The sequence below is a fragment of the Streptomyces sp. NPDC002809 genome (assembly GCF_040295435.1).
In the GTDB taxonomy this organism is placed as follows: Bacteria; Actinomycetota; Actinomycetes; order Streptomycetales; family Streptomycetaceae; genus Streptomyces.
The window spans coordinates 43,040-67,525 of the sequence record NZ_JBEOVJ010000019.1; the positions used below are offsets into that span (position 1 = coordinate 43,040).

Here is a 24,486-nt window from a genome sequence, read left to right on the forward strand (position 1 = left end):
CAGGAGCCCCGCGCGGGAGCCGGGCGGCGTAGGTCCGAGCGGGAGCCCGGCCCGGGAGCCCGGCCGAGTGGGCCGAGCCCGGTCCGAAGCGCCGTCACGTGTGATGCGTCCTCCCACGCCCGGCGGGACTCGTCCGGTCACGGGCGGCTCGTCACCCGGCCGCCTCCCGGCAGGCGGCTTCCAGGCGAGCCGCCTGCCGGACCAGCTGGGTCGACCCACCGCGCGCGGCCGTTGCGGCGAGTCCGGCTATCCCGCCGGTCTTCGGTGGCCCGCACTGCTCCGCGCACTCCGCGGCCACCCCCAGCAGATCGCTCAGTCCCCGTGGCGCCTGCTCGCGCACGAGCAGCGCCGTCAGGACCGGTACCAGCACGGACAGCACCGTCCGGTACGCGCCGGTGGCGGCGGCCGTACGGGCCGCGGCCGCCAGTCGGCTGGGTTTCATCAGCTCCCGGTCGATGAGCACGCTCAGCTCCCCGCCGAGGAGATTCGCGTCCAGCCGGCCCCGGGCGGCAAGGATCAGGAGGGCATCAACCGCCGACAGCCGGTCCTCCGGATAGCGGGCCCCGAGTCCGTACGCCAGCGCGAGATGGATGGCCCCCTCGGCGGGGCCGTCCGTCTCGGCGAGTGACGGCAGCGGCCACGCCACGCCTCGCTGGTCCTCCTCGTAGGTGAGGAACGGCAGAAGCCAGGCCGCCAGTGTCTCGCCGTCCTGGGGCAGTGTGGCGATCCACTGCGCAGACGTGTCGCCCCAGTGGGCGCACCGCTGCCGTCGTGGGGCGTGCGGGCGCCCGAGCCAGTGGAAGGAGCGGGGGAACTCCTGCTGGATGACCGGATGCCCGTTCGTGGCCGGCAGGACTCGCAGCGCGCTCCGGGCGGGGCGCGGAAACCAGCCCTGGGGCTCGGGCGCTTCGGTTTCCACATGGAGGCGTAGCACCGGCGCCACCGGTTCGTCCGCCCGGATCCATGCGGCCAGCCGGTCGCCCTCCGCGGTGCCCAGCGCCGCGGCCCGCGCTGAGGCCTCCGCCCCCTCCGTACGCCGGACCCGCAGCAGCGCCTGGCCGAAGTCGGCGGGCCCCGGCGTGACGCCGAGCTTCTGGTAAGTGAGCAACCGCTCGACCAGATCCGTCGGGTCGAGGGCCCCGGTGTGCCAGGTGGGCGTCGCCAGCAGGAAGGGCAGTTCACCTGTCCGTATCACGGCGGCGGCCTCCCACAGCCTTGCGTACAGCACGCCGTCGAGTGCCGCGTGGCAGCAGGTGCCCGTCGCCGTCCACCGGGCACGGCCGTCTCCGACAGCCTCCTCCGAGACCCGTCCGAGCAGCGACGCAGCAACGATCTCCAATCCGTCGTGGTTCCGCGAGAACCGCCGGTCGATCTCGGCCTGCGGGCCGGGCTCGGTCCACCACTGCCCGGCCAGCGCCGCGCGCAGGGCGTCGGCCAGGTCCACTCGTGCGTTGTGGGCGCACCGGATCAGTCCGTCCAGCGCCCGCTCGAAGGCGGTGACTTCCGGCGATCCGGAGCGCACCAGGGCCACCACCTCCTCGATGAGCTCGGCGGGATCGGCAGGTGCCGGGTCGAGGCGTCGAGGGACCGGAACCGGGGGCAGCACCTCCTCGTAGGCGTCGGCGGCCGGCCCGTCGACCAGCAACTCGCCGAACACCGCGTGTGCAGCGGACCGGTGCACGGCGCCCAGTTGCGAAGCCGTGCCCGCGAGATCCTTGCGGACTTCCGGCGCCGTGGCGGGAAGGTGGCGGGCCACGAGCTTGAGTGCCCGCTCCTGGATATCCATGTCCGGGTGCTCGAAGGCTTCGGCGACCACGGGCAGCAGTTGCTCGGCACTCGAGGGAACGCGGCGCAGCACCCTTCCCAGCAGCACCAGTTGGGAACGCACCAACTTCTTCTCGGTACGGAAGAGGACCGAGCCGGAGACATCGGCCAGCCGGTCGATGGACAGCTCACCGTGTCCGTCGATCCGGGTGAGCACCTCCTGGGCGTGGCCGGCCACGGGCGACGGGCCGTCCGCAGTCATGGCGGCCCAGTCGGTGACCCGTGCGGCCTCCTCCCGGTCGGTGAGTTCGAGCCCCCGCAGAACCTGCAGAAAGAAGCGCATGTCCACGGTCTTCCCGCCACGCACCAGGCGGGTGATGCAGCGGTCCATGAGGGTGTCCCGGTCCAGCATGCCCTCCGCGGACAGGACGGTCAGCGCGGTCGGCCAGTGTTCGGAGGGGTCCTGGGTGGCGGCCCAGGTAACCGGCGGGGGCAGCTCCGGCATGTCCAGAAGGTGAGGCGCCAGTGCATCGAGGTGCGGTTCGGCGCGCAGGATGTCGATCAGCGGCCGCGGCGGCCTCCGCTGCCACCGCGATCCGGCGACGCGTTCGGCCCATCCCCGCACGAGGCCGTCGGATACGGGGAGCGGACAGCCCGCCATCCGTACCAGTTCGAGAACGAGCTGGTACTCCGCCTCGGACTCGACGGTGCGGGCCGTCAGGCGGCGGGCGAGATCGGCGAGCCAGGCCGGATCGCGGCCGACCAGAACCTCCAGCACCCACGGGTACGGCGAACGTACCCACTCACGCTGCTCCCGTGCGCCGATCCAGGTCGCACAACCCGCGGCCCCCGTGTGGCAGCCCGCTCCGGCCACCAGTACCGCCTTCCGGACTCTTGTGCGCTCACCCCAGGGACGGCTTCGCATCTCCTTGCGCATCACCTTCAACTCGGCCAGCACCAGCCTGCGTTCGGCCCTGTCCAAAGGCGTGAGCAGTGCGGGGATGTCGTCCAGACGGCCGTCGCGCACCGCCGTGATCAGCTCCTTCATCGTGCACCTCCTGCGAGGGTCGCGCCCCGGCGGGCCATACGGACGGCCAGTGCGTGTTTGCACGGGCCCCGGCGGCCTCGGTAGTCCGCCCACCACTGACACGTACAGCTCAGTGCGCCTGCCTTCTCGCGGACCTGGTAGTGCCGGTCACCGGAGCTCACGGTGGCGAGGGCGCCGTCGAGGGCCACCGCCCCGGTCCGAGCCAGCTGCCGCGCCGCCACCAGCCGCGGGTTGTGCCGTTCCGCCCGGTCCGCGTCATACGGCAGTTCGCGGTGGAAATAGGCCGCGTCCGCGAGGTCGTACCCCACCCGGCCCGCCGTACCCAGCCGGGTGAGCGCCGCCCGGACACGCTCCACCGGCAGGCCCGACTGCTCCGCCAGGTCGGCGGGCTCGATCCGCGGTTCCCACGCCAGCAGCACGGACACCAGTTCGGCATCGGCCGCGGCGTCGTCCGTGGCGAGGGCCTCCAGCACTCCGCCCTCCCCGGAGAAGCCGCGCGAGGCGTCGGGGGACAGTGTCAGGGTGAGCCGCATACCGGGCAGCATCACCTCCCAGGCACTCGCGGTGGCGACGCCGTCGGCAATCGGTCCGTACACCCGCAGCGCCGTCGCGTACCGAAGGATGCGCTGCAGGGCACCCAGCCGCTGGGGTCCCGGCAGGCAGACGGCTCCCGGCGCCGGCCGTGTCGTCGGCCGCAGCGTCCGGCCTGCGGGGACCACCCATTGCGCGCCGAGCGAGGCGCGGCCTGCCGAGCGGGGTATCGACCGGAGGAACCGCACCGCCTCCACCGCCGTGAGTTCGGCCCGCAGGTCGAAGGTGGCGGATGCCACCTGAGCCTCGGCGAAGCCTCGAAGCCACCGGTCCGGCAGCGGGACCTTCTTCTCCACGAAGGGGCCGTGCGGCGTGGTGACCGCCATCTCCTGCGGGCCCACGCGCAGGTGGAGCGGATCATCGCCCGCCATTCGCGAAAGGGCCTCCCGCAGTGGATTGTTCACATCCACATTGGTTGTGCCGTGCCCCGTCTCCGTGCCCTCCAGTCCCTCGCTCAGGACGTCGAGCCGCGCGTATACCCCGCAGCATCCGGAGAACGACTCAAAGCGCAGCCGGTCGCCGTTTCCCGTTACCACCGGGTCCAGCGAGGCCTGCGAGATCCGCTGGTAGTAGCGCGCGGCCGCCACGTCCGCCACGGCCAACAGCCCTCGTGCGGCGATGGACGGCGAAGCGAGGTAGCCCTCGAAGAACCGGGGATGGGGCTCGGCGCCGCGCGGAGTGAGACCGCCTGCGGTCTCCAGGCCGAGCAACTGCCCTGCCTGCGAGGACTCCAGAGCGGACGGACGTGAGTAGGCCAGGGCCTGAATGGAACGGGTCATGAAAAAACCGTAGAACCCACCACTGACAATCGCCCTGGGCCGAGCGGCGCCCGGCCGGTGGCCGGAGCCGGAGCTCCCTGCCCCGGCCCGTTGCCGGACGCTCACTCGGACCGGCTCACTGCCCCACTCGCGCGGGCTGGAGAACCTTGCTGAACAGGACGGATCCACCCTGAGCACGGAGACGCACAGTCAACTCCCCACTGTCACCGTCGATGTCCACCTCGCCGAACAGGGCGGGAGTCTCCATGGGCGAGACGTTCGCCCGATCGGGGGCCTGAACAAACACCTGATCGGGTCCGAACGTGCCGTCGAGTGCGTTGGAGGGGAACTGGCCGGCTGCCAGCGGCCCCGTGACGAACTCCCAGAAGGGGGCGAAATCCTTGAACGCGGCCCGCTCGGGGGCGTAATGCTGGGCCGAGGTGTAGTGCACGTCTGCCGTCAGCCATACCGTGCCGGTGATCCGTTGGTGCTTGATGAACCGCAGCAGTTCGGCGATCTGCAGCTCGCGGCCGAGCGGAGCCCCGGGATCACCCTGGGAAACGGCCTCGAAGTCCGTGGCGCCGTCGGCGACGACCAGCCCGAGCGGCATGTCCGCGGCGATCACCTTCCACACCGCCCGGGACTTCGACAGTTCCCGCTCGAGCCAGGCCAACTGCTCGGCCCCAAGGATTCCGGTGGTGTCGTCGGCCTGCCTGCCGGGGGAGTTGGCGTTGCGGAAGGACCGCATGTCCAGGACGAACAGATCGAGCAGCGGACCGTGCCGCACCACTCGGTGGACCCTGTCCCCGCCCGTGGCGCCGTGCAGCGTCGACACCGGGAAGTACTCACGGAAGGCCTGCATCGAGCGCGTCGCCAGCACGTCCACGTTCTTCTCGGTGTACCGGACGTCTTCGAGGATCTGCCCGGGATACCAGTTGTTGCGCACCTCGTGGTCGTCCCACTGAATCACCGAGGGCACCTGTGCGTTGAACTGCCGGAGGTTGTGGTCCAGCAGGTTGTAGCGGAAGTTCCCCCGGTATTCGGCGAGGGTCTCGGCGACCTTCGCCTTCTCCACGGTGGTGACGTTGCGCCAGACACGCCCGTCGGGGAGCGACACACTCGGCTCGATGACCCCGTCCGCGTAGATGTTGTCCCCGCTGCAGAGGAAGAAGTCCGGGTCGAGCCGGCGCATCTCGTCGTACACCCGGTAGCCCCCGATGTCCGGGTTGATGCCCCACCCCTGGCCCGCGATGTCGCCGGACCAGAGGAAACGCACGCCGTCCCGCCGACGGGCGGGCGCGGTCCGGAAGGTGCCGTACACCGGTTCGCCGGTGCGGCGGGGGTCGTCCGGGGCGGCGAGCGTCACCCGGTAGTGCACCTGCTCGCCCGCAGGCAGCCCGTACAGAGGCGTCGTCCCGGTGAAGTCCGTGCCGGGACCCAGCAGCGGGCCGTGCCACGTGCGGGCACGCCGGAACGACTCGGTCGCCGACGTCTCCACCACCATCCGGGCCGGCCGGTCGGAGCGTACCCAGACCAGTGCGGAGGAGGACGTCACGTCGCCCACCTGCATGCCCCAGGCCGCGTCCGGGCGGCCGGATCGCGCGAAGGCCGGGGCCGCAGCACCCGCCACGGGCAGCGCGAGTGCGGCGGAGGCGGCCAGTGAGCCGCGCAGCACGGTACGGCGGTCGGGGGACGGGAATCGTGGACGGTACGACATCGAAGAGCCTCCGGGGCAGCCGGTCGGACGCACGGACTGATGAGCGACCGGCCCACCTTCGCGTCCGCCGGAGTCGGGCACACCAACGCGAGGTGAATACCCGGCCCGGCGGTTCGGCTGTCCGTTCAGCGGCGTCCCCGTCGGGCCGCGGCCAGTCGCTGCACGCCGTGAGCGATGTCCACCGGCGACAGATGGGCGTAACCGAGCACCAGGCCGACGGACTCGTCGTCGGTCCGCCTGGTGCCGCAGTCGCTCAGCGGGCGCAGGGCGATACGGGCCTCCTCCGCACGGGCCAAGAACTCCGCCTCGGGACCGTACCGTTCGGGCAGTCGGGCGATGATGTGCAGCCCAGCCGCGATTCCGCTGACCTCGGTGCCGGGGAAGTGCTCGGCAAGGGCCGCAGTCAGGACGTCACGGCGTTCCCGGTACGCGCGTTGGCAGCGGCGCAGCTGGCGGTCGTAGCCGCCCCGGGCGATGAAGTCGGCGAGCACGGCCTGGTCGACGGCGGGATTGCCGAGGTCCATGGTCCGTTTGCGGTGGGTCAGCTCGTCCGTCATGGAAGCCGGGGCCAGCAGCCAGCCCAGCCGAAGCCCGGGCGCCAGAGACTTGCTCACCGAGCCGGTGTACGCGACGTGCTCGGGGTCGAGTCCCTGCAGAGCGCCGACGGGGGCGCGGTCGTAGCGGAAGTCGCCGTCGTAGTCGTCCTCCACGATCAGACCGTCGCTCTCCCTCGCCCAGTCGAGCAGCCGGCTGCGGCGAGCAGCGGAGTACGCGATTCCGGTAGGGAACTGATGGGCCGGCGTCGTCACGACGGCGCGTACGCCGGAGCGCACGAGCGGGCCGACGTCCAGCCCTTCGTCATCGAGCGGCAAGGGCGCCGTGGCCAGGCCCGCCGAGGCGAAGAGGGAGGCGTGTTCGGGGCTCCCGGGATCCTCGACACCGACGGTGCGCAGGCCACGGTCGCGCAGGACGGATCCGAGCAGTGTCGTCGCCTGGGCGACGCCCGAACAGACCAGCAGACGTTCCGGATCGGCCACCACTCCGCGGCGCCTCGTCAGCAGCGCGGCCAGCGCGTCACGCAGCTCGGGAAGCCCGCGGGGATCCGGATATCCCAGGGCGCTGTGCGGCAGCCGGCCGAGAACCGAACGGTAGGTGGCGGCCCAGGCACTGCGAGGGAAGAGCGAGAGGTCAGGGGTGCCCGGGCGGAAGTCGATACGAGTGCCCCGGGCACGGGGAGAGAGATCGCGGGCCCCGCCGGCCGCCGGCCGGACCGATCCGCTCACCCACGTCCCGGCCCCTCGCCCGCTGCGCAGGTAACTCTCGGCGGTGAGCTGTTCGTAGGCCTCGGTGACCAGACCGCGTGAGACGCCCAGGTCGGCGGCGAGCGCGCGGCTGGACGGCAGCCGGGTACCCGGCACCAGGCGGCCGGAGCGGACCGCCTCACGCAGCGCCGACTGCAGTGCACGTCCGCGCCCACGGGCGGGCGCCGAAGCGGCCGGCAGCAACAACTCCCAGGCGGCCGAGACGGATTCCTGCGCACCACCACCACTGCCGAACACTGAACTGGTCCCCGAAGACGTCATGAATGTGGACCTTAAGCCGGGCCGCCGCGCTGCCTAGCGTCGGTGCCATGAACGTGACCTACCTGCGCGGCGCGCTCCTTGCCGCATTCGCCTGCATCCTCGTGGGTGCTTCCTTCACCGCCAACAGCGTTCTCGGCGACTATCCCTACGCGGGTGGTCAGGCACTGCGGTACGGCCTGGCAGGCCTGCTGCTCGTACCCCTTCTGACGCGAGCCGGCGAGCCCCGGCCGGTTGTCACGCTGCGCGGGCTCACCGGCAGGCAGTGGGGGCGGCTCGCCCTGCTCGCCGCTGTGGGCATGGTCGGCTTCAACCTGGCAGTGCTTGCTGCGGAGCGGTCGGCGGAGCCGGCCGTTCCAGGGGTGTTCGTCGGGTGCGCGCCGATCCTCGTGGGCGTCCTCGCGCCCTTGCTGGACGGGCGCCGGCCTGCCCGCGCCGTGCTCTGTGCCGCGGTGCTGGTCGCCGCGGGAGCCTTCACCGTTCAGGGCTGGGGGCGTACGGATACGGCCGGCATCGTCTGTTCCGTCGGCGCGCTGGCGGGGGAGGTGGGCTTTGCCGTGCTCGCCGTGCCGGTGCTGCGTACGCTGGGTCCCAAGCTGCTGTCCGCCACGGTGTGCGCGATCGCGGCCGCGGAGTCGGCCGTACTTGGCGTGCTGGTCGACGGCGCCGGATTCGTGCGCGTGCCCACGCCCGGCGAGACGGCCGCGCTGCTCTGGCAGGCCGCCGTGGTCACCGTCGTCGGCTTCGTCTGCTGGTACAGGGGGATGCAGCGCATCGGAGCCGAGCGTGCCACCCTCTTCTCCGGTCTGATCCCCGTCTCTGCCGCGCTCACCGCTCCGCTGGTAGGTGCGGGTTCGTACGGTCCCGCCCAGGCCGCGGGCAGCTTCCTGGTCGGGCTCGGTGTGGCAATCGGCTCAGGCGTTCTGCGCCGGCGTGGCCGTGAGCAGGTGGTGGACTCAGCGGCTGGTGTCGAGAATCACCCGAGCCACCAGAGCAGGGTCGTCGTTCATCGGGACATGGCCGCAGCCGGGAAGCCGGACCAGCCGGGCGCCGGGGACGGTGTGCTTGGCCCGGATGCCCTGGCGTCGCAGGAGCAGCCGGTCGTGGCCGCCCCAGGCGATGGTCACCGGCAGACCCGGCACGTCGTCGGTGAACAGGACGTCGCGTCCGGCGGCCAGCGTCCGGTGGAAGCCGGTCGCCCGGCGCAGGGCCAAGGTCTCGGAGACGGCGGCCTCCGGTGAACGTCGCCCGGGCCGGGCGTAGATGGTGCTGGTCAGGACGGTGCGGCCGGTCGCGGAGCGGGACAGCCGCTCGATGAGGGGCAGGGGCATCGACTCCGCGGCCAGCCGCATGGCGCGGAGCGTTGCGAACGCGTACCGGCGCTCGCGGTCCGTCCAGAAGCCGGCGGGCGAGAGCGCGGTGACCGAGCGTGCGACCTTCTCGCGCCCGAGCTCCAGCGCCAGCAGGCCACCGAGCGAGTTCCCCGCCACGTGGGGGCGGTCCACGCCGATGGCCTCGCAGAAGGTCCCGAGCAGCGGTGCCACGGTGGCCAGGTCGTACGGAAGGTCGTCGGGCAGCCCCGGGGAGGCGCCGAATCCCGGCAGGTCCATCGCGATGACATCCCGTTCCACGGCCAGCACCGGGGTCACCGGGTCCCAGGCCTGGCGGTGGTGGCCGATGCCGTGGAGCAGCAGCAGCGGCTCTCCGGCCCCCGACCGTTCATAGGCGACGGAGACGGTCCGCGGTCGTCCTCGGGGTGACTCGACGGTGAACGAGACCGTGGTGGCCATGAGGGTGCTCCCGGGTGAGTCGGCACGGAGAGACCGTGCCTGCAAACGGCTCAGACGTTCCGTCAACAACAATTACCGCCAGGTAGCTTGTAGTTCAAGAGGGGCGAGGGCGGGAAACTGGACACTGCGGTGCGGGTCGGCTGGTATGGGCAGGTGACAGCCGAAACCGTGACCGACGTCTTCGAAGAGCACCGGCCCGTACTCATCGGGGTCGCCTACCGCATGCTCGCCCGGATCGCAGATGCCGAGGACGTGGTCCAGGAGGCCTGGCTCCGCTGGTCGGCAGCTTCGCGGGAGGACGTGCGTGAACCACGCGCCTTCCTTGTCAGGATCGTCACCCGCCTCGCCATCGACCGGCTGCGCCAGATCGGTACGCGTCGCGAGGCGTACGTCGGGCCGTGGCTGCCGGAACCTCTGGTCACCGACTTCGGGCCGACCGTGCCCGACACGGCGGAGCAGGCCGTGCTCGCCGACTCAGTGTCCGTCGCCGTCCTTGTCGTCCTCGAGTCACTGTCCCCGCTGGAGCGTGCCGTCTTCGTCCTGCGCGAGGCCTTCGGCTTTCCCTACGCGGAGATCGCCACGACGCTCGACAGAAGCGAAGCAGCCGTGCGTCAGCTCGCCGGGCGCGCCCGGCACCACGTGGAGGAGCGGAAGCCGCGCTACGAGGTGGACCCCGCTCAACGCCGTGACCTCACCGAACGCTTTCTGGCCGCGGCTGCCGGCGGTGACATCGCCTCGCTGCTCACCCTGCTCGCACCGGACGTGCGGCTCGTCGGCGACAGTGGCGGAAAGGCGAAGGCGCCGCTGCGGATCCTGCGGAGCGCGGACAAGGTCGGCCGGTTCCTCTTCGCCGTCGCTCACGGGCAGATCCCCGACCTGTCGATCCGCTTCCTGGAGCTGAACGGCGGTCCGGCAGTGCTGGTGCTCTCCGGCGGAAAGCCGGACTCCGTGGTCCAGGTGGAGGTGCGGGACGGAGTAATTCAATGCGTATATATCATCCGCAATCCTGACAAACTCGCCACTCTCGTCGCGGAGTAGGCGGGCGAAGCCGACTTGCCGCTTCCTCGGAAGCCGCTCTCGACCACTCGTACCGCGAAGCCGCCCAATCGCCTGCCGGAGCCCCACGGACCCGCTCGGACGTGGGGCTTTGTGCTGTGTGCGGCCGTCCTTGCGCGAACGTCCTGTGAACGCTGCGCGGCGGATCGCCGGTTCGCGGCCCCCCGGCCCGAGGATTGGTCTTGACCAAGGGGGTGCGCCGTCCTATGGTCTCAACGTTAAGACAGGAACCTTTAATAAATAACGTCGCGGAAAAGCCGACGGGCGATTGCGGAGGACAGGGTGGGGACCACGCAGCTGGAATCGGTGCAGGAGCCGAAGTACTGGCACCTCAAGACCGTGCTCAGTGAGGCACTCGACTCGGACTTTGCGGTGGGGGAGATCCTCCCCAATGAGCGCGAGCTCGCCGCCCGGTTCGGCGTCGCCCGGGCCACGCTCCGGCAGGCTCTGGAGCAGCTCGAACTCGAAGGCAGGCTGCAGCGCCGCCGCGGAGTGGGCACCACGGTCGCCCCGCCGCGCGTGGGCGTCGCCGTCTCCACCGCGCAGCACGACTGGACCGGAGGCGGTGCGGGCGAGGCATGGCAGTCGGTCGACTGCCGGACAGCCGCCGCACCGGCCGCCGTGGCCGGTCTGCTCGACGTGGCGGGCGACGAGGACGTCCACATCGTGCGCAGGATCCGGCTCAGTCACGGACAGGCGGTCGCGGCAGAGCTGCTGTACGTACCGGCGGCCTCCGTTCCCGATCTCTCCGCGATAGACACCGCGTCCGGTCCCGCCAGGGCCCGCAGTGTCGTCCGTGAACTGCACCGGCTCGGCCTGGACGGTCAGGACCGTTCCGTGGAGCTCGGCTCGGCTCGCGCGGACGACGCCAAGGAACTCGACCGGCTCCCCGGCGCTCCCGTCCTCGTCGTGACGACCCGCTACCTCGCGGCCGGCGGCACAGCGGCCGTTTCCGTCGCCACGTACCGGGCCGACACCTGCCGGCTCACCTTCGGTGACACGGGCGACCTGGAGATCAGCCACCACGACCAGGCCCGCCAGGCATCCTGACCGAACGGCAGCCCTCCCGGGCGTGCACCGTACGGCCCGTCGCACTCAGCGGCGGGCCGTCACCGTTCCCTCAACGGCGAAGAGCTGCTCCTCCACATGGTCGAGCGCCAGCCGCAGCGCGCCTGTGGCCACGGCGGCCTCGCCGAGGAGCGAAAGCGTCACCCGAGGGGGCCGCAGGCAGTACCGGGCCAGCTCACTGCGGAGCGGATCCAGCACCCCGTCCAGTCCGGCGGCCCAGCCGCCGATGACCACCAGCTCCGGATCGAGTGCCAGGACCAGCGCTGCCACGTCATGGACCAGACGCTGAATGAACCGTTCGACGGCCGCCTGCGCCTGCTCGTCGCCGTGCCGAGCCTTGGCGAACACCGCTGCGACCGCATGCTCGTCCAGCGGGTCCAGGGGGGTGTCCGTCGTCGACAGCAGCCTCTCCGGCGTGACGTCACGGCCCAGGAGATGCAGCGCGCCGATCTCGCCGGCCGCCCCGCCGAAACCGCGGTGCAGCCGCCCGCCGATCAGGGAGCCGGCTCCGGGGCTCAGACCCGCCAGTACGAACACGATGTCGTCGGACTCGGTGGCCGCGCCCTTCCAGTGCTCCGCGACGGCCGCGGCGTTCGCATCGTTCTCCACGAGAACGGGGCAGCGGAACGAGCGCCTCAGGCGCTCACCGAGGGCAAGCCCCGTCCAGTCCGGAAGAGCGGTGCCCAGCCGGACAGTGCCGTCGGCCTCCACGATGCCGGGGCTGCCCACGCCGACCGCGCGCAGACTGCTGCGGGCCACGCCGGTGCGCCGGAGCACGTCGGCGACCACGGTCCGTACCTTGTCGAGGCGGTCGTCCGCGCAGGCGGCCTCCGAAACCTCACGAGATCCGGCGCCGATGATCCGGCCGTCCAGCCCCGACAACAACGCCGAGACCCGGTGCGGGCCGATCTCGATGCCCAGCAGGTGCCCCGCCTCGGCCCGGAACCGGAAGCGGCGGGCCGGACGGCCCTGACGCCGTGCCTCGGCACCGTCCGGCGCCGACTCGACGACCAGCCCGGCTTCGAACAGTCCCTCCATGACGCCTTCGACCGTGGGCCGGGACAGGCCCGTGATCCGGGTCAGGTCCGTGAGAGTCGGGGATTCCGCGCCCCGGAGGGCATGCAGAACCACCGCAGAATTGATCCGACGCAGCAACGACGGGTCCCCACCGGTCAGCCGGCCCACGGTGTGTCCTCCCAGCTCGTGCGCATGTCAGGCGGATCGTACTCGGTGCTCAGGGACTGGGCGAGCGTGGGCGGCAGGTCGCCGGACCCTGGGTGCCCAGGCCGCCCGGGAACACCCCATTTCAGCTCGGAGCCACGAATCCGGACTCGTAGGCGGCAATGACCGCCTGGGTGCGGTCTCGCGCCCCCAACTTCGCCAGCACGGCGCTGACGTGGGTCTTCACCGTTTCGACGCCCACTACGAGCCGGGCGGCGATCTCGGCATTGGACAGGCCCGCGGCCATCAGGCGCAGCACGGCCGACTCACGCTCGGTGAGCGAGGCCCGCTCCATGGCCTCCCTCGCCGCGCTCGTTCCGTACTCGGTGGCGAGCTGCCGGACCGCGGCCGGGAACAGCAGGGACTCTCCCTCCGCCACCAGACGCACCGCGTGCACGATCTCGGCCGGCCTGGCGCGCTTGAGGAGAAAGCCGTCCGCGCCCGCGCGCAGTGCCTCGTAGACGTACTCGTCGTTCTCGAACGTCGTCACCACCAGGATCTTCGGTGGGTCGGGCACCGTGCGCAGCACCACCCGAGTCGCCTCGATGCCGTCCATCAGTGGCATTCGGACGTCCATGGCCACCACATCAGGACGCAGTTGACGCACCAGCGGGATCACCGCGGCGCCGTCACCCGCCTCTCCCACTACCTCGATGTCGGGCTGGGCCTCCAGGACCGCGCGCAGTCCCGCACGGACCAGGGGTTCGTCGTCGACCAGAAGAACGGTAACCGGCATTAGCTCAGGGTATGCGGTGCGCTGGTCAGCGTATGCCGTACAGCGGAAGGCTCGCGTGCACCATCCATTCCCCCTTGTACGGTCCTGTCTTGGCGCTGCCGCCCAGCAGAGCGGCTCGCTCCCTGATGCCCCTCAACCCGCTTCCGCCCCCTGAGGTGGCGGTCGAATCGGTGAGCGGATTTGTCACCTCCAGCTCAAGTCGGCCGTCGGCAACGGTGATACGGACGCGGACCGCAACCGATCCGGAATGACGCAGGACGTTGGTGAGAGCCTCCTGGAGGATGCGGTACCCCTCGCGGGACACCGCCGCCGGTACCTGCTCCAGCGGACCGGAAACATTCGCATCGACCTCGGCCCCCGAACCGCGTGCGGAGTCCAGCAGGCGATCCGCCTCGCTCAGCGACGGACGCTGCCCCGGTGGCGTGCCCGATTCGCGCAGCACTCTCAGCACCCGTTCCAGGTCGTCGAGCGCGTCGCGGCCCGTCTCCTCGATCGCAGCCAGTGCCCGCTCGGTGAACGCCGGGTCGCGCGCCGCCCGGGCGGCACCCGCCTGAACGACGGCGACCGTCAGAGCGTGCCCGATGGAATCGTGCAGCTCGCGCGCGATCCGGTTGCGCTCGAGCAGTTGCTCCGTACGCTCCTCCAACGCGGTCATCCGCTGTCTGGGAGTGGGGCCGAGCAGCCACCGGGCTGCGACGGTGATCAGCTCCCCGCAGCTCACGACCACGGCGAGCAGCATCGCCAGAGGAACGGGAGCGAGGAGCGCAGCCCACCAATGCGCGCCCAGCCCAGCGGCGAACCATTCGGGGCTCGGCTCCGAACCGGCCGCGGAGCGGACGAGATCAACCGTCGTCGCCGACAGCCACACCGTCGCCATGCCGACCAGCCCGGCACACACCAGCCGCACCTCCAGCCAGAGCGCGGTCCGCCACCGTTCGGACCACGACGTGGAGGGAGCCACTGAAATGGTTGCCTCGGTATCGCCCCGCTCCTCGGGCGTGAGCAGCAGCTGGGCCTGTATCCCCTCGGCGAGGCGCATGCCGGGAATCAGCCCCACCAGGGCCGCGAGGGCGACTGGCACCCAGGGCGTGTCCATCGAGATGAACAGCCAGACACTCACTGCGGCGCCGGGCAGGAGCAGATGTAGCCACCGGGTGTAGGTGACCGGCGCGGTCAACGGGCGGAGGAAGCTGAACATGCTGTCATCGTGCCAGCGCGCTCTACCCGAAGGCTCCCCCGAGCGAGGGAGATGATCCACTCCGGTGGGGGAGGACCGCTGTCCGGTGCGGCGGCGAGGCTGAGGACATGACCAGCATCGACGTCAACGAGCTCACCAAGGACTACGGTGCCACCCGCGCCGTGGACCGACTCACGTTCAGTGTGCGGCCCGGCCGGGTCACCGGATTCCTCGGACCGAACGGCGCGGGCAAGTCCACCACCATGCGGTTGGTCCTCGGTCTCGACCGGCCCACCGGCGGCACGGCCACGATCGGCGGGCAGACCTACGCCGCTCTGGATGATCCGCTTCGCCATGTCGGGGTACTGCTCGACGCGCAGGCTGCCCACGGCTCGCGGACGGCGCGCAACCACCTGCTTGCGCTGGCCACGAGTAACGGTCTCAGCAGGGCAAGGGTCGAGGAAGTACTGGAGGATTCCGGACTCGGACACGTCGGGGGCCGGCGGATCAAGACCTTCTCCCTCGGAATGCGTCAGCGCCTCGGCATAGCGGCGGCCCTGCTCGGTGATCCCGAAGTGGTCATGTTCGACGAGCCGTCCAACGGTCTGGATCCGGAAGGCATCATCTGGATCCGGGAGCTGATGAAGCGGTTGGCGCGGGAGGGCCGCACGGTATGGGTCTCCAGCCATCTGATGAACGAGACGTCGTCGTTCGCCGACCATCTGATCGTCCTCGGGCGGGGACGCCTGCTCGCCGACCTTCCGATGCGGGAGTTCCTCGACTCCCGAAGCCGGCCCCGGGTACGAGTGAGGGTGCCCACGACCGAGTCACCCCGGCTCGGTGAGCTCTTGACACACAAGGGGTACCGGGCCGAGCAGGGTGACGACGGGTACTGGTCCGTCGACGGGGCGCGAGCGGACGAGATCGGGGCACTCGCCGCCACGGAAGGTCTTCCGGTTCTTCAGCTGGTGGACGAGCAGGCCACGCTGGAACAGGCCTACCTGGATCTCACAGCCGGGACAGAGGAGTTCGAGTCCGCCGTTTCCACATCCACCACACGACAGGAGGCCTGACCATGTCGACCATCACAGTCCTGCACTCCGAGTGGATCAAGATCAGATCGGTGCGCTCGGTCGCCGGATCCCTGACGGCTGTATTCCTCGCCACTATGGCCGTCACGGTGCTCAGCTTCGCCACCGTCGGCCAGGCCGAGGCAGAGAACGCGGATGCCGACCTCGTGTTCGGCGCCTTTTACGCGCTGAACTTCGGGCAGATCGCGGCCATAAGTTTCGGAGCGACAGCGATCTCGTCCGAATACGTCAACGGCGCGCTGCGCATGTCGCTCGCAGCTGTTCCGCGCCGCACCCTCTTCTACACAGCCAAGATGTCACTCATCGGAGGAACAGCTCTCGGCGTAGGTCTTGTCACGAGCTTCAGTTCTTTTCTGGTCGGGCAGTTGTTCATGGGGGAATACGCCATCGGGCTGGGAGAACCCGGCGCTCTGAGGGCCGCTTTCGGCAGCGGCATATACCTCGCTCTGATGACTCTCCTCGCCGCTGGGCTGACTGTCCTGTTCCGCAGCGCGGTTGCAGTACTCAGCCTGCTCATCCCCTTCATTTTGATCGTTTCGTTTGTCGTCGGCGACATCGCAGGCGGTGTCGCCGACTATCTGCCCGACCGGGCCGGACAGTTGGTGCTGCACCAGCATTCGGAGAGCAGCCTGGGTCCCTGGGCAGGGCTGGGCGTCACAGGAGTGTGGGCCGGGGCCTCCTTGCTGGCAGGTTGGTGGGCGTTGCGACGCCGGGATGCCTAGTACTCCAGCCGTAGATCGTGATCTCGGTGGTGCGGGGCGCCGGGCCGGCAGGTGGTCAGCGTCGATCATCTCGCCCGAGATCGCCCACGCCGATGCTGACGTATCCGTTGGATTTGTCAACGAAAGCGGGGGCTTCTTCTCGGTAGATGTGCCGTAGATATCGGCGCCGAATCGATGCCCGGCCACCAGTAGCAGTGGCGAGGCGATGGGGATCGCCAACGGGAACCGGCCTTCGGCAGCCAACGGCCAACTGCCGTTCCCAGAGCCGAGGTCAAAGAGTTGAGTGATCCATTCCGCTGCGTGTTACTGCACCGGGACGGAATGCCGTCTTGCTAACGTGCGAGAGATGAGCAACACAACGCGGAACGCGTCCGGCATGGTGACCCTGGACAGCCCCTGGCCGTTCCCGGCCACCGTGGAACGGCTGTGCACGGCGATCACCGCAGCCGGATATCACGTATTCGCGCGAGTCGATCACGCGGCCAACGCCGCCCAGGCCGGGCTCGCGCTGCGCCCCACCGAGCTGGTCCTGCTCGGAAATCCCCGCTCAGGAACCGAGTTGATGCTTGATCAACAACAGGTCGGGCTTGACTTGCCCTCCAAGATCCTCGTCTGGCAGGACGACCAGGACACGGTCCGGCTGACCTACAACACTGCTGCCTGGCTCACCCAGCGCCACACCCTGCGCGAGAGCGGCAGCCAAGCCGCCGTGGCCCTGGAGACCGCGCTGGCACAAGTCTGCGACCAGGTCATCCAGCCCGACGATCAGCACCAATAGCCCCCAGGCACAACGGACCCATCTCAGCTCAGCCAACCCGGCGAACCTCCCCACGCCCAAGTCGTTGACCAACGCCAATGAAGAAGTACGGCTGGAGTACTGGGGAGGGGGACGCTCGGCGGGCGCCGGGACAGTCGAACGAACATGTCTGTCCGATCAGGGATCAATGAAGTGGTGCGTGGCCGGACCGAGCCGTTGACGCGGGTGTCCGCCGGCCTAGCTGGCGAGGAGGTAGAACCTTTCCATGCCAAGCTTCGAGGTCACACCGATAGGTACAGTCCGGAACGACCGGACGGATGTCCAGCACACGGACAGTTGGGGTGCCGTCCGCAGCACGATCACCATTGACGAGCGCTTCGGTGACGCGTGCCTCCAAGGATTGGAGGGCTTCTCCCATGTGGAGGTCCTCTTCATCTTCGATCAGTTCCCGGAAAGCGACGACTTCCGTGAACCTAGCCCCTACCGCGGCCGCTCCGACCTCCCGCCCGTCGGTGTCTTCGCCGGGCGTGGCCCCCGCAGACCGAACCGCATCGGCGTCACGTGCTGCGCCGTCGAATCCGTTCGCGGCCGTGAACTGACGGTTGTGGGGCTCGACGCGGTCGCCGGTACCCCGGTCATTGACCTGAAGCCGACGATGGTGGAGTTCCGCGCAGTGAACATCAAGCAGCCTGAATGGGTCAGCAGCCTGATGGCGGAGTACTTCAAGCCCTGAACGACCCGTCAACCTGCCTGCGCTCCCCGCCCCTCTTACGACGGGCCACGATTTGCGGCTGGAGTAGGCAAGTGGTGCGGCGGAGAGTTCCTCCTCGGAACGGATGCGTCCGTAGGGCGGCTCAGTAGCCCGTCAGTCCAGCTTCTGCGTCCAATACCTCATGGGCTAGGCCTGTCGATCACGTGCATGTCGGGGGTGGTAAGCCTGATTGAACCCGGAACCCGGAACCCGGAACCCGGAACCCGGAACCCGGAACCCGGAACCCGGTGGACGTGGACGTGGACGTGGCGGTGGCGGTAGCCAAAGGACGGCTGAAAACCTCTCAAATCGCAGGGCCAGGCTCTCGTTGTCAGTGCCGGACGGTTTACTGACGGCATGACCACCGCACATCACCTCCGCCTCATCGACGGGATGCGCACCCGAGAGTTCCCCGCGGATCGCATCCGATCGGGTTCGGGAGTCAGCGGGCCCGGCTACCACACGGCGTCCCTGCACGCCGACGACGATCACTGGGACGACGACGAGACGGGGCGGCTGGAGCACCGTGCGCAATGTCTTGCGGAGCACGAGGCCCTGATCACCGTGCTTGGCGCACGCTGGGGCGAGCCACAGTTGATCAGCCTGTGGAGTGCCCAAGAGCGAATGATGTCAGGTGAGGAGATACCCGACCCATGGGCCGAGACCGTTGCAGGGTGCGAGTATCTCCGGCTCTGGTACATCGAGACCCGGTGGATCGCCCTGGCGCTGTATCTGCAGGAGGAAGGCCTCGGATGCGAGCTCAGCGTGGTGGTGACGGAGATCGATCCTCCGTGAGTTCCGTGAGTTCCGTGAGCTCAGTCGCGTCGCAGGGGCGCGGGGGCGCGGGCGGGGCGGCAGAGAAGGGCCGTGCACGAGTTGCTGCGGCAGGTGGGGACACAGCCGGAACGTGAGGTGCGGTCCACCCCGTTGAATCCTCCGGGCCCAGCCGCTGGGACGGTGTCAAGGCCGAGGGCGGGGGCCCGCTCCGTGCGGAACGGGGACGGGGAGGGGGCGAGCCACGAGGCCCTGCCGGTCGGGTGGCTGGTCGGGCGGCGGCCGCTCTGTCGCGCTGGACGGTTGGGCGAGGACAGAGCAGCCGAGGGACCTGTTCTGCCGTCAGGCCTCAGTTGTGAGGATCGTGGTGTCCGGTTCGACGGCTGACCGGAGACGCCCGTACTCCTCGGCCATGGAGCTGACGGTCCAGTGGGCGTTCAGGCCGCTGGGGTTGGGGAGCGCCCAGACGCGGGCCCCGCCGATCCGCCGGTCCTGCGGCCCGATGCGAGCCTGTCGCTCGCCGAATGCCGTCCGGTAGGCCGTGATCCCGACGACGGCCAGCCACTGGGGCCGCAGTTCCTCGATCTTCGATGTGAGGAGCCGGCCGCCGGCGCGGAATTCCTCAGCGGACAGTTCGTCGGCCCGGGCAGTGGCTCTGGCGACCACGTTGGTGATGCCCAGTCCGTAGCCGAGCAGTTCGGACTGCTCACAGGGCTTCAGCTGCCGTGGGGTGAACCCCGACAGGTGAAGCACCGGCCAGAATCGATTACCGGGGAAGGCGAAGTGATGGCCCGTGGCACCTGTCATCAAGCTCGGGTTGATTCCGCAGAACAGTACGCGCAGACCGCCCGCGACCACATCGGGAACACTGCGGTCACGGGCGGCCAGGAGTTGTTCGGGTGTCACCGGTCTGTGGTCCGGTGCATCAGAGGATCGAGCCCGGCGTGTAAGCGGCTGCCTCCGGGTGCTGCTTGGTGATCTCCTCGATCCTGCCGACCAGTGCGGTGACCTGATCGCCGGCAGCACCCGTGAAGGAGAGCTTGTCGGCCATGAGTTCGTCCAGCTGCGCGCGGTCGAGCGGGATGCGCTCGTCCGCCGCCAGCTTGTCCAGCAGCTCGTTGCGCTCCGTGCCCTGCTCGCGCATGGCGAGAGCGGACGCGACAGCGTTCTCCTTGATGGCCTCGTGGGCGACCTCACGGCCGACACCGGCGCGAACCGCGCCCATCAACACCTTGGTCGTGGCGAGGAAAGGCAGGTAGCGGTCCAGCTCGCGGGCGACGACGGCAGGAAACGCACCGAACTCGTCGAGCACCGTAAGGAAGGTTTCCACCAGACCGTCGAACGCGAAGAACGCATCGGGCAGTGCCACCCGGCGGACCACGGAGCAGGACACGTCGCCCTCGTTCCACTGGTCGCCCGCCAGCTCACCGGTCATCGACGCGTAACCCCGGAGGATGACCATCAAGCCGTTGACGCGCTCGCAGGAGCGGGTGTTCATCTTGTGAGGCATGGCGGACGAGCCGACCTGGCCCGGCTTGAAGCCCTCGGTCACCAGTTCGTGGCCGGCCATCAGCCGGATGGTCTTCGCGACCGAGGAAGGAGCCGCGGCCAGCTGCACCAGGGCGGTCACCACGTCGTAGTCGAGCGAGCGCGGGTAGACCTGGCCGACCGAGGTGAAGGCCTGCGCGAAGCCGAGGTGCCCGGCGATGCGCTGCTCCAGGTCGGCGAGCTTGCCGGCGTCTCCGCCCAGCAGGTCGAGCATGTCCTGGGCCGTGCCCACGGGACCCTTGATCCCCCGGAGCGGGTAGCGGCCCAGAAGGTCCTCAAGCCGTCTGTAGGCGACCAGCAGCTCGTCCGCGGCCGTGGCGAAGCGCTTGCCCAGCGTCGTGGCCTGCGCGGCGACATTGTGGGACCGGCCGGCGATGACCAGCTCGCGGTACTCACCGGCGAGCCTGCCGAGCCGGGCCAGGACCGCCACCGTGCGGTCGCGCATCAGTTCCAGCGACAGCCGGATCTGGAGCTGCTCGACATTCTCGGTCAGGTCACGCGAGGTCATTCCCTTGTGGACCTGCTCGTGACCGGCGAGGGCGTTGAACTCCTCGATGCGGGCCTTGACGTCGTGCCGGGTCACCTTCTCGCGCTCGGCGATCGAGGCCAGGTCGACCTGGTCGAGGACGCGCTCGTAATCGGCGATGGCCGCGTCGGGTACCTCGATCCCGAGGTCCTTCTGGGCGCGCAGCACCGCCAGCCACAGCTGACGTTCCAGCTTCACCTTCTGCTCGGGGGACCAGAGGACAGCCAGCTCCGTAGAGGCGTAGCGGCCGGCCAGGACATTGGGGATGCGAGGCTTCGCAGACACAGCAGTCACGTGTCCAGATTCTACTGGCGGTTTGTGCAGGTCGGCGCCGCCCCCTGCTTTGTGCGTTGCTACGACTGCGTGAGCGAGTGGGCGAGTGCGTGCGTGAGTGCGGGGGAGCGCACGGACGTGGGCACAGGCGGCCCGGCAGGTGTCCGTTGCCTTCGGACCGGCTACTCGCCGTCGTCCACCCGTCGCCACGTGGCGACGGGGCCCGGGGCCTTGTCGTCCAAGGGTGTGACCCAGAAGGCCCGTCCCAGCTCAGCGCTGAACTGTGCTCCCGTACGGCCGTCTCCCGACGAGCGTCCGGTCAGACGCCGTCCTATCCAGGGGAACAGGTGCCGACGGGCGAAACGCACGTCGTCGACGCGCCGGGTGGACCAGCGCGTCGGGGCCGCGACGGGCAACAGTGTCTGCCAGTCGTTCTCCGGTGCAAGCCTCAGCGTCTGCCAGACCGCCTCCGCCACCCGGCGGTGGCCCTCGGCGGTCAGGTGCAGCCGGTCAACGTCCCACATCCTGGGGTCGCCCAGTACCGGTGCCCCGTACAGATCGGCGACCTCCGCGCCGTGCCGGGCGGCAAGGTCGTCGATCAGGGAGAACAGCTCCTCCATCCGCGGCCGGAAGCGTTCCATCACCGGTCCGTTGCGGCCGGGGCTGCGCATCAGGACCAGTTTCTTGCACGAGGGCGCCAGACGTTCCACTGCCTCTTCCAGGCGACCGCGGACCATGCCCATGTCGCACTTGGGCCGCAGGGTGTCATTGAGACCGCCCACCAGCGTCACCACGTCCGCCTGCATGGCCGCCGCCACGTCCACCTGCTCGTCCACGATCTGGCCGATGAGCTTTCCGCGTACGGCGAGATTGGCGTACCGGAATCCAGGGGTGCGGGTGGCCAGCCGGCCGGCGAGAACGTCGGCCCAGCCCCGGTACGAGCCGTCGGGCATCAGGTCCGACATGCCCTCGGTGAACGAATCGCCTACCGCGACGAGACTGGTGTATTCGGCATTTATTTCCATGGCCCTGCGATCGTATCGCGGCGCGGCCCGCCACCCGGAAGACGGCGGTAGCCCCGTCCGCCGCCTTCCGGACCGAGTCCGGCCCCGCACTCCAGGAAGGGTGCGGGGCCGGACCGGGGCCGTGGTCGGCGCGGTTGGGGATGAGACGGGATCAGCGCGGCTGAGGCCGGCCCACCAGCTCGCGGAGGACGTCCTCCATCGTCACCATGCCGGCCAGCCGGTCGTCCTCGTCGAGGACGGCCGCCAGATGCGTACGGCTGCGCCGGAGCGCGGTGAGTACGTCGTCGAGGGGTGTCGCCGCACGGACCCGGGCGATGGGCCGCATGGCGGTCACCGGGAACGGCAGGTCCCGGGGGGTGACGTCGAGGGCGTCCTTCACGTGGAGGTAGCCCAGGATCCGCTGCTCGCTGTCCATTACCGGGAATCGCGAGAATCCGGTCTCGGACGAGAGCCGCTCCAGTTCCTCGGGCGTCGTCCCCACCCTCGTGTACATCACATGGTCCACCGGCAGCACCACGTCTCGCACCGGCCTGCGTCCCAGTTCCAGCGCATGGTGCAGGCGCTCGGCGGCGCGGTCGTCGACCAGCCCGGCATCGCCCGCGTCCTTGACGAGCCGGGCCAGCTCGTCGTCCGAGAACGTGGCCGACACCTCGTCCTTCGTCTCCACCCGCAACAACTTCAGCAGTGCGTTGGCGAAGGCGTTGATCGCGAAGATCACCGGACGCAGCGCCCGGGCCAGCGCCACCAGCGGCGGCCCGAGCAGCAGCGCGGTCTTGACAGGCGCGGCCAGTGCGATGTTCTTCGGCACCATCTCGCCGAGCAGCATGTGGAGGTAGGTCGCCACCGACAGTGCGATCACGAACGAGATCGGATGGACCAACCCGTGCGGCACCCCCACGGCGTCGAAGACGGGCTCCAGCAGATGCGCGATGGCGGGTTCGGCGACGATGCCGAGGACCAGGGTGCACAGTGTGATGCCCAGCTGCGCCGCGGCGAGCAGCGCAGAGACGTGTTCGAGGCCCCAGATGACGCTGCGCGCCCGCCGGTTCCCGTCCTCGGCCTGTGGTTCGATCTGGCTGCGCCGCACGGAGATGAGGGCGAACTCCGCACCGACGAAGAAGGCGTTCACGACCAGGGTCAGCAGACCGATGAAGAGCTGTACGGCGGTCATCGATCGTCCTCCGACGCATCGTCGGAACCGGGCAGCGGCGCGTGCAGCAGAGCCCGGGCGGCGCGCCGCCCGGAGGCGTCCACGACATCGAGGCGCCAGCCGGCCAGCTCGATCGAGTCACCCACGGCAGGGATGCGCCCCACCTCGGTGGCGATCAGTCCGGCAAGGGTCTCGTACGGTCCGTCCGGCACTCTCAGTCCGATCGTCTCCAGCTGGTCGGTGCGGGCCGCGCCGTCGGCCGACCACAGTGTGCGTCCGTCGGCATCCTCGCCGGCCGGTGCGAGATCGGGTGTCTCGTGCGGGTCGTGCTCGTCCCGCACCTCGCCGACGACCTCCTCGACGATGTCCTCCAGCGTCACGACTCCCGCCGTGCCGCCGTACTCGTCGATGACGACCGCCATCGCGAGTTTGCCGGAGAGACGGTCCAGCAGCCGGTCCACGGTCAGGGTCTCCGGCACGAGCAGCGGCTCGCGCAGCATGTCCGAGATCCGTTTGCGTGGGCGCTGCTCGGCGGGGATGGCCAGTACGTCCTTGATGTGGGCGACGCCGACGACGGTGTCGAGGCTGCCCCGGTACACAGGGAACCGGGACAGTCCGGTGGCGCGTGTGGCGTTGGCGACGTCCTCCGCTGTTGCCTGCACGTCCAGTGCCGTGACCTGCACCCGGGGCGTCATCACGTTCTCCGCCGTCAGCTCCGACAGGTTGAGGGTGCGCACGAAGAGCTCCGCGGTGTCCGCCTCAAGGGCGCCCGCCTTGGCGGAGTGCCGGGCCAGTGCCACCAGCTCCTGCGGACTGCGGGCGGTTGCCAGCTCCTCGGCCGGTTCGAGGCCGAAGCGGCGCACGATGTGGTTGGCCGTGTTGTTGAGGTGGCTGATGAAGGGCCGGAAGAGAGCGGTGAAGGCACGCTGCGGGGTGGCCACCGTCTTGGCCACGCCGAGCGGCGAGGAAATGGCCCAGTTCTTCGGGACGAGCTCGCCGACCACCATGAGGAACACGGTGGACAGGGCGGTGCCGATGACCAGGGCCACCGAAGACGACACGCTGGGCGACAGTCCGACGGCCTCGACCGGGCCGCGGATCAGCTTCGCGATGGACGCCTCGGAGAGCATGCCGACGACCAGGTTGGTGACGGTGATGCCCAGCTGGGCGCCGGAGAGCTGGAAGGTGAGGCTGCGTACCGCCTTCATGGCGCTCGCGGCACCGCGTTCCTCCCGCTCCACAGCCCGTTCGAGCTGGCCGCGGTCGACGGTGGTCAGGGAGAACTCCGCCGCGACGAAGGCGCCGCACGCGAGGGAGAGCAGTACCGCCACGAGCAGCAGGAACACTTCTGTCATCGGTTCAC

The 24,486-nt window shown here is 69.8% G+C and carries 20 protein-coding genes and 1 pseudogene; 8 read left to right on the forward strand and 13 right to left on the reverse strand.

What is annotated here, in order from left to right; translation table 11 throughout:
• Positions 1–151: 151 nt before the first annotated feature.
• The 4 genes from ABT025_RS14570 to pdxR all read right to left on the reverse strand — a co-directional run bounded on the left by ABT025_RS14570 (position 152) and on the right by pdxR (position 7,461).
• A complete protein-coding gene (locus ABT025_RS14570; RefSeq protein WP_350993736.1) occupies positions 152–2,812 on the reverse strand; it encodes a DUF7824 domain-containing protein in 2,661 nt (886 codons plus the stop codon).
• Complete coding sequence (locus ABT025_RS14575; protein ID WP_350993738.1) at positions 2,809–4,182, reverse strand: SWIM zinc finger family protein; 1,374 nt, start codon at positions 4,180–4,182, stop codon at positions 2,809–2,811. The genes ABT025_RS14570 and ABT025_RS14575 overlap by 4 nt, the downstream gene beginning before the upstream one ends.
• A 115-nt stretch (positions 4,183–4,297) precedes the next feature.
• Positions 4,298–5,878 (reverse strand): alkaline phosphatase D family protein, encoded by a 1,581-nt coding sequence (locus tag ABT025_RS14580; protein ID WP_350993740.1) that lies wholly within the window; start codon positions 5,876–5,878, stop codon positions 4,298–4,300.
• Positions 5,879–6,003: 125 nt separating this feature from the next.
• Positions 6,004–7,461, reverse strand: a complete 1,458-nt coding sequence (gene pdxR / locus ABT025_RS14585) for a MocR-like pyridoxine biosynthesis transcription factor PdxR (protein ID WP_350993742.1) — start codon at positions 7,459–7,461, stop codon at positions 6,004–6,006.
• 47 nt (positions 7,462–7,508) lie between these two features.
• On the opposite strand from pdxR, the pseudogene ABT025_RS14590 reads away from it, so the two are divergent.
• A pseudogene (locus tag ABT025_RS14590) lies at positions 7,509–8,309 on the forward strand (DMT family transporter); the annotation flags it as partial.
• A 105-nt stretch (positions 8,310–8,414) separates the two neighbouring features.
• Here the strand turns inward: ABT025_RS14590 and ABT025_RS14595 are convergent.
• Positions 8,415–9,248 (reverse strand): alpha/beta fold hydrolase, encoded by an 834-nt coding sequence (locus tag ABT025_RS14595; protein WP_350993744.1) that lies wholly within the window; start codon positions 9,246–9,248, stop codon positions 8,415–8,417.
• A 153-nt stretch (positions 9,249–9,401) separates the two neighbouring features.
• On the opposite strand from ABT025_RS14595, the gene ABT025_RS14600 reads away from it, so the two are divergent.
• The gene (locus tag ABT025_RS14600; protein WP_350993746.1) at positions 9,402–10,286 is read left to right on the forward strand and encodes an RNA polymerase sigma-70 factor; all 885 of its coding nucleotides are present in this window, start codon (positions 9,402–9,404) and stop codon (positions 10,284–10,286) included.
• Between the two features lie 300 nt (positions 10,287–10,586).
• Positions 10,587–11,354, forward strand: coding sequence for a GntR family transcriptional regulator (locus tag ABT025_RS14605; RefSeq protein WP_350993748.1), 768 nt, complete (start codon positions 10,587–10,589; stop codon positions 11,352–11,354).
• Between the two features lie 45 nt (positions 11,355–11,399).
• On the opposite strand, the gene ABT025_RS14610 is transcribed toward ABT025_RS14605, so the two are convergent.
• The 3 genes from ABT025_RS14610 to ABT025_RS14620 form a co-directional block, all read right to left on the reverse strand.
• Positions 11,400–12,557, reverse strand: a complete 1,158-nt coding sequence (locus ABT025_RS14610; RefSeq protein ID WP_350993750.1) for an ROK family protein — start codon at positions 12,555–12,557, stop codon at positions 11,400–11,402.
• Positions 12,558–12,678: 121 nt separating this feature from the next.
• Entirely contained in the window at positions 12,679–13,329 is a 651-nt protein-coding gene (locus ABT025_RS14615; RefSeq protein ID WP_350993752.1) for a response regulator transcription factor, read from the reverse strand.
• Positions 13,330–13,354: 25 nt separating this feature from the next.
• A complete protein-coding gene (locus ABT025_RS14620) occupies positions 13,355–14,527 on the reverse strand; it encodes a sensor histidine kinase (protein ID WP_350993754.1) in 1,173 nt (390 codons plus the stop codon).
• 107 nt (positions 14,528–14,634) lie between these two features.
• On the opposite strand from ABT025_RS14620, the gene ABT025_RS14625 reads away from it, so the two are divergent.
• From ABT025_RS14625 to ABT025_RS14645, 5 genes are all read left to right on the forward strand, one after another.
• Complete coding sequence (locus ABT025_RS14625) at positions 14,635–15,579, forward strand: ABC transporter ATP-binding protein (protein WP_350993756.1); 945 nt, start codon at positions 14,635–14,637, stop codon at positions 15,577–15,579.
• A 2-nt stretch (positions 15,580–15,581) separates the two neighbouring features.
• Positions 15,582–16,319 carry an ABC transporter permease gene (locus ABT025_RS14630; protein ID WP_502971949.1) on the forward strand — a complete coding sequence of 246 codons (738 nt, stop codon included), beginning with the start codon at positions 15,582–15,584 and terminating at the stop codon, positions 16,317–16,319.
• Positions 16,320–16,665: 346 nt separating this feature from the next.
• On the forward strand, positions 16,666–17,097 hold the full coding sequence (locus ABT025_RS14635) for a DUF302 domain-containing protein (protein WP_350993758.1): 432 nt from the start codon (positions 16,666–16,668) through the stop codon (positions 17,095–17,097).
• A 244-nt stretch (positions 17,098–17,341) separates the two neighbouring features.
• Positions 17,342–17,809 carry an SAM-dependent methyltransferase gene (locus ABT025_RS14640; protein ID WP_350993760.1) on the forward strand — a complete coding sequence of 156 codons (468 nt, stop codon included), beginning with the start codon at positions 17,342–17,344 and terminating at the stop codon, positions 17,807–17,809.
• Positions 17,810–18,184: 375 nt separating this feature from the next.
• Positions 18,185–18,622 carry a hypothetical protein gene (locus ABT025_RS14645; protein WP_350993762.1) on the forward strand — a complete coding sequence of 146 codons (438 nt, stop codon included), beginning with the start codon at positions 18,185–18,187 and terminating at the stop codon, positions 18,620–18,622.
• A 321-nt stretch (positions 18,623–18,943) separates the two neighbouring features.
• On the opposite strand, the gene mug is transcribed toward ABT025_RS14645, so the two are convergent.
• From mug to ABT025_RS14670, 5 genes are all read right to left on the reverse strand, one after another.
• On the reverse strand, positions 18,944–19,507 hold the full coding sequence (gene mug, locus ABT025_RS14650) for a G/U mismatch-specific DNA glycosylase (RefSeq protein ID WP_350993764.1): 564 nt from the start codon (positions 19,505–19,507) through the stop codon (positions 18,944–18,946).
• Between the two features lie 19 nt (positions 19,508–19,526).
• Positions 19,527–20,969, reverse strand: a complete 1,443-nt coding sequence (gene purB, locus ABT025_RS14655; RefSeq protein ID WP_350993766.1) for an adenylosuccinate lyase — start codon at positions 20,967–20,969, stop codon at positions 19,527–19,529.
• 161 nt (positions 20,970–21,130) lie between these two features.
• Complete coding sequence (locus tag ABT025_RS14660; RefSeq protein ID WP_350993768.1) at positions 21,131–21,973, reverse strand: SGNH/GDSL hydrolase family protein; 843 nt, start codon at positions 21,971–21,973, stop codon at positions 21,131–21,133.
• Positions 21,974–22,124: 151 nt separating this feature from the next.
• Positions 22,125–23,144 carry a hemolysin family protein gene (locus tag ABT025_RS14665; RefSeq protein ID WP_350993770.1) on the reverse strand — a complete coding sequence of 340 codons (1,020 nt, stop codon included), beginning with the start codon at positions 23,142–23,144 and terminating at the stop codon, positions 22,125–22,127.
• Complete coding sequence (locus ABT025_RS14670) at positions 23,141–24,478, reverse strand: hemolysin family protein (RefSeq protein WP_350993772.1); 1,338 nt, start codon at positions 24,476–24,478, stop codon at positions 23,141–23,143. The genes ABT025_RS14665 and ABT025_RS14670 overlap by 4 nt, the downstream gene beginning before the upstream one ends.
• Positions 24,479–24,486: the final 8 nt, after the last annotated feature.

Coding starts and splice junctions, on each gene's coding strand:
- ABT025_RS14570 (WP_350993736.1), bottom strand. CDS start 2,812: ATGAAGGAGCTGATCACGGCGGTGCGCGACGGCCGTCTGGACGACATC.
- ABT025_RS14575 (WP_350993738.1), bottom strand. CDS start 4,182: ATGACCCGTTCCATTCAGGCCCTGGCCTACTCACGTCCGTCCGCTCTG.
- ABT025_RS14580 (WP_350993740.1), bottom strand. CDS start 5,878: ATGTCGTACCGTCCACGATTCCCGTCCCCCGACCGCCGTACCGTGCTG.
- pdxR (WP_350993742.1), bottom strand. CDS start 7,461: ATGACGTCTTCGGGGACCAGTTCAGTGTTCGGCAGTGGTGGTGGTGCG.
- ABT025_RS14595 (WP_350993744.1), bottom strand. CDS start 9,248: ATGGCCACCACGGTCTCGTTCACCGTCGAGTCACCCCGAGGACGACCG.
- ABT025_RS14615 (WP_350993752.1), bottom strand. CDS start 13,329: ATGCCGGTTACCGTTCTTCTGGTCGACGACGAACCCCTGGTCCGTGCG.
- ABT025_RS14620 (WP_350993754.1), bottom strand. CDS start 14,527: ATGTTCAGCTTCCTCCGCCCGTTGACCGCGCCGGTCACCTACACCCGG.
- ABT025_RS14625 (WP_350993756.1), top strand. CDS start 14,635: ATGACCAGCATCGACGTCAACGAGCTCACCAAGGACTACGGTGCCACC.
- ABT025_RS14630 (WP_502971949.1), top strand. CDS start 15,582: ATGTCGACCATCACAGTCCTGCACTCCGAGTGGATCAAGATCAGATCG.
- ABT025_RS14635 (WP_350993758.1), top strand. CDS start 16,666: ATGAGCAACACAACGCGGAACGCGTCCGGCATGGTGACCCTGGACAGC.
- ABT025_RS14640 (WP_350993760.1), top strand. CDS start 17,342: ATGCCAAGCTTCGAGGTCACACCGATAGGTACAGTCCGGAACGACCGG.
- ABT025_RS14645 (WP_350993762.1), top strand. CDS start 18,185: ATGACCACCGCACATCACCTCCGCCTCATCGACGGGATGCGCACCCGA.
- ABT025_RS14660 (WP_350993768.1), bottom strand. CDS start 21,973: ATGGAAATAAATGCCGAATACACCAGTCTCGTCGCGGTAGGCGATTCG.
- ABT025_RS14665 (WP_350993770.1), bottom strand. CDS start 23,144: ATGACCGCCGTACAGCTCTTCATCGGTCTGCTGACCCTGGTCGTGAAC.
- ABT025_RS14670 (WP_350993772.1), bottom strand. CDS start 24,478: ATGACAGAAGTGTTCCTGCTGCTCGTGGCGGTACTGCTCTCCCTCGCG.